Origin of the sequence: Corallococcus sicarius (assembly GCF_003611735.1) — a bacterium.
GTDB classification, from domain to species: domain Bacteria; phylum Myxococcota; class Myxococcia; order Myxococcales; family Myxococcaceae; genus Corallococcus; species Corallococcus sicarius.
This window is the reverse complement of the sequence record NZ_RAWG01000506.1, coordinates 1-4,365: the sequence shown is the minus strand read 5'-3', so window position 1 is coordinate 4,365 and position 4,365 is coordinate 1. Positions and strand designations below refer to the sequence as shown.

General features: G+C 68.1%; 5 protein-coding genes. All 5 read right to left on the bottom strand.

Annotated elements, in window-relative coordinates; all coding sequences use genetic code 11:
• A partial coding sequence (locus tag D7X12_RS39715; protein ID WP_120630343.1) for a DUF2380 domain-containing protein occupies positions 1 to 287 on the bottom strand: 287 nt, incomplete at its 3' end.
• A 114-nt stretch (positions 288 to 401) separates the two neighbouring features.
• Complete coding sequence (gene sitI6, locus D7X12_RS39710) at positions 402 to 1,130, bottom strand: SitI6 family double-CXXCG motif immunity protein (protein WP_120630342.1); 729 nt, start codon at positions 1,128 to 1,130, stop codon at positions 402 to 404.
• Between the two features lie 28 nt (positions 1,131 to 1,158).
• On the bottom strand, positions 1,159 to 1,797 hold the full coding sequence (gene sitA6, locus D7X12_RS39705; RefSeq protein WP_244225061.1) for a SitA6 family polymorphic toxin lipoprotein: 639 nt from the start codon (positions 1,795 to 1,797) through the stop codon (positions 1,159 to 1,161).
• 11 nt (positions 1,798 to 1,808) lie between these two features.
• Positions 1,809 to 2,177, bottom strand: coding sequence for a hypothetical protein (locus D7X12_RS39700; RefSeq protein ID WP_147443951.1), 369 nt, complete (start codon positions 2,175 to 2,177; stop codon positions 1,809 to 1,811).
• 42 nt (positions 2,178 to 2,219) lie between these two features.
• A partial coding sequence (gene thrA, locus D7X12_RS39695; RefSeq protein ID WP_120630339.1) for a bifunctional aspartate kinase/homoserine dehydrogenase I occupies positions 2,220 to 4,365 on the bottom strand: 2,146 nt, incomplete at its 5' end.

Sequence of the window (4,365 nt, the reverse complement as noted above, 5' to 3'; positions counted from 1 at the left end):
CCCCCCGGCAGGTTCATCCCCCCACCCCAGTTGCGCCGGGGCCCACTTCCCGGCGCGGGAGCCACCGCCATGGGAGGTGGCCGGGGCGGAAGTCCCCGCGCCAGCACCACGTCCCCGGGCACATCCTCACAGCGATAGAAGCCGCAAGCCGTGTCCCCACACAGCAGGGTCACACAGGCGTCTTCCCGCGCCTCACCGCACTCCGCTTCCGCTGCGTCCCACTGCTGCTGGAGCGGCGTGCTGGACGCGCACGCCGTCAACAGCAATACCCACACACCGCACACCAGAAATCGAACGCTCACAGCGGGTGCGTCTCAATGCCGTTCGCCATCTCAACCCTCCCAGTTCCATCCACGACCTCTACATCCTCTCCGGGCCACTCCTTAAGGAAGGCTGACGGACTACGCGCGCACGGGCAACTCGCGGAAGGAGATGCCCGCCCAGCCGCCCTGCTCCACGGCGTCCTTGAAGCGGTCGGTGCCGATGATGACGGTGGTGTAGTTGGCCACGCGGAACAGGTCCGTGTCCGTGGGCAGTGAGGCCTCGTCGAGGATGGGGTCGTCCGGCAGTTTGAAACCCTGTCGTCCGCAAGTCGTACAGGGAGGAGCGAGGTCAGGGGGAAGGCAGTCCCGGTGCAACAGGCCGCGAGGTTCGATTTGCAGCTCGAGGATGTCCGGGGGCGTCTTCTGACGGAACTTCAGCTCCGTCTTGCATCCGAGGAGTCCACGCACGCCCGCAGCCTGGAGGCTGTCGAAGGCGTCTCGGCGAACGACGATCCAACAGCAGTCGAGTCCCGAAAAGGGCGCGAACTGACCGGAGGCGCGACCTACCAACGGACCGAAGCTGGTGCCGGGTGGAAGCTCGGAGTTCTTGGGTACCAAGGGACGCACCAGTTCCCGGAGGCGAACAAACTCGTGAAAGGGTTCGGCTCGGGCTTCTTCGAACTCTCCTCGATCCGGAAGGCCTGACAGGTCCACGGCAGGATAATGGTTTCCCCAGTTAGACCAGGTGGCGCCACAGCCCGGACAATTCTTGATGCCAGGCAGCCCCCATTTGGGCGCGGCATCAAAGTCACCGTTGAAGAGGGGCCAGACTTTTTTGTCGGGCCGTAGATCGAAAAAACGAGTCATGGACTTCGGGTCCTCAATGGCTGGCAAATCAGTTGTACTGTTGGAGGGGCCCACCCGTGAGCTGAAAGCGATAGATGAGTTCTCCAGCGTGTTTGTAGATCTCCTCAGGCGTCGCATACGTGTTCGCCTTGCGGAATTCGCGCCAGGCCTGATTCCACTCGCCGCCCCTGGGCCCTCCACTGTGAATGCGCCGGTGAACGTGAACGGGAATGGGCAGGGTGTACTGATGGATGTCGACGCCTCGATCCTTGAACCACCGGGCTAGGTCCGGTGCCTGCGGGAAGATGTGGTGCTTCTCCATCTTTCCCGCCGGCAACCGCCGCTGCGGCAGCGCCGGCTTGGGAATCCCAGCCGAGGGGAACACCACGAGGGGCTTCCCACCGCCCGGCAGATTCATCCCCCCGCCCCAGTTGCGCCGGGGCCCACTTCCCGGCGCGGGAGCCACCGCCATGGGAGGCGGCCGGGGCGGAAGTCCCCGCGCCAGCACCACGTCCCCAGCCACATCCTCACAGCGATAGAAGCCGCAAGCCGTGTCCCCACACAGCAGGGTCACACAGGCGTCTTCCCGCGCTTCACCGCACTCCGCTTCCGCTGCGTCCCACTGCTGCTGGAGCGGCGTGCTGGACGCGCACGCCGTCAACAGCAACACCCACACACCGCACACCAGGGCTCGAACGCTCACAGCGGGCGCGTTTCAATGCCGGATTCGAGCACCGTGATGACGACGTAAACCGTGACGTGCGGGTTGAGATAGAAGTAGCGAAGCTCATCACCGGAAAGGGCCCGGATATGCCAGCGCTCGGCGTCCTCCGCATATCCCCTGAGCTCCGAGGGCAAAGGGATGCACCGCACCGCGGTGAGCGCATCCGCCCGGCTCTGGAACACCGGGAGGCCCCCTTCGGGCCCCTCCATCCAGAACTGGCCCGTCAGCTCACCGTCGGCCGTCGCTGCTTCCAGGAGATGGTACGGCTCTCCCGTCGGCGCGGTGTCCTTTGGCATCCGCGCCAGCCGCTCAGCGACCTTCTGGACGAACTCGTCCTTGCCCATCTCCGCCATCTCCACCCTCCCATCGAATAGAACACAGACACTTCAGGGCAGCGGCCCCTCCACCAATCGCAACACATCCGCCAACACCCCGGCCGCCGTCACCGCCGCGCCGGCACCGTACCCCCGGATCACCAGCGGCGTCGGGCTGTAACGCTCCGACAGGAAGCTCAGCGCGTTCTCGCCGCCCTTCACCGCCGCCAGCGGATGCTCCAGCGGCACCGCCACCAGCCCCACGCGCACGCCCTCGGCTCCCACGCTGCCCACGTAGCGCAGCACCTTGCCTTCCTTCCGGTGCGCGTCCACCCGCCGCTGGAAGCTCTCATCCGCCTGCGGCAGCCGCGCCAGGAACTCCGGCACGGGCCCCGTCGCGTCGAACTCCTCCGGCAGCAGCGACGCCAGCGTCACCTCCTCCAGCTCCAGCGTGCGCCCCAGCTCACGCGCGAGGATGAGCACCTTGCGCGCCACGTCCGTGCCCTCCAGGTCGTCGCGCGGATCCGGCTCCGTGAAGCCCTTCTCCATCGCCGTGCCCACCGCCTTCGACAGCGGCACGCCGGCCTCCGTGAGCCCCAGGATGAACGACAGCGAACCGGACAGGATGCCCTCCACCCGGTGCACCGTGTCCCCCGTGCGCAGCATGTTCTTCAACGTGTCGATGACCGGCAGCCCCGCCCCCACGTTCGTCTCGTAGAGGAACTTCCGCTGGTGCCGCGACGCCGTCTCCCGCAGCGCCCGCCAGTGCTCCTGCCGCCCCGAATTGGCCTTCTTGTTCGCCGTGACGACATGCAGCCCGGACGCCATCAGCGACGGATACCCCAGCGCCACGTCCTGACTGCTCGTGCAGTCCACGAAGATGGGCCGACCCGGCCGCCGCGCCTTCGCCCACTCGCGGAACGTGTCCAGCGTGAAGCCAGCCTCGCTCGCGTCCAGCCGCGCCTTCCACCCATCCAGCGCCACACCCTCCGGCGCCACCAGGCTGTGCCGGCTGTTCGCAATGGCACACACCCGCAAATCCAACCCATGCGCCCGCAGCTTCGGCGCCTGCTGGTGGATCTGCCGCAACAGCTCACCCCCCACCGTGCCCACGCCCGCCACCAGCAGCTCCACGATCTCCGTGGTGCCAAAGCACTTGCGGTGCACGTGCGCCATCGCGCGCGGCCCGTCCACCTGCGAAATCACCGCGGAGATGCTCCGCTCGCTGGAGCCCTGCGCGATGGCCGCGATGCTGCAATCCACGTCCGCCAGCGCGCTGAAGAACGTGCCCGCGACACCCACCCGGTGCCGCATCCCATCCCCCACGATGCTCAACACCGCCAGCCCCGGCTGCTGCTCGATGGGGTCCACCTTCCCCGTCTCGCGCTCCACCTCGAACGCGTCCTCCAGCGCCAGCACCGCCCGGGCGCCCTCCTCCTTCCCCACGCAGAAGCTGATGGAGGACTCGCTGGACCCCTGCGTGATCAACACCACGGAGATGGACGCGCGCGCCATCGCCTCGAACACGCGCGCCGCCGTGCCCGGCACCCCCTTCAACCCCGCCCCCGCGATGTTGATGAGCGTGATGTCCGGCAGGAACGACAGGCCCCGCACCGGATGCCGCGCCGCCTGCGCCGTGGCCGTCACCCGTGTGCCCGGGTGATCCGGCCGGAAGCTGTTGCACACGCGCACCGGGATGCCCCGCTCGCGCGCGGGAGCAATCGTCTTCGGGTGCAGCACCTTCGCGCCGAAGTAGGCCAGCTCCATCGCCTCCTCGAAGCTCACCTCCTCCAGCGCGAACGCCTCCGGCACCAGCCGCGGATCCGCGCTGAAGATGCCGTCCACGTCCGTCCAGATCTCCAGGAGCCGCGCGTCCAGCGCCGCCGCCGCCAGCGCCGCCGAGTAGTCCGAACCGCCCCGCCCCAGCGACATCGTCTTGCCGCGCGCGTCCCCGCCGAAGAAGCCCGGCATCAACAACAGCCCCGCGTCCCCCTCCCGGAAGGGCGCGAACCGCTCGCGGAGGATGTCCACCCGGGGCGTCGCCTGGAGCGGATCCCCCGAACACAGCAACACCTGCCGTGGATCCACGCTCACGGGCGAAAGCCCCCGCGCCTCCATCAGCGCCACGAGCAACAGGCACGCCGCCCGCTCCCCCAGGCCCGACAGGTGCGCGAGCACCGACGGCGAGCACTCGTGCAACAGCCCCACCCCCTGCAAC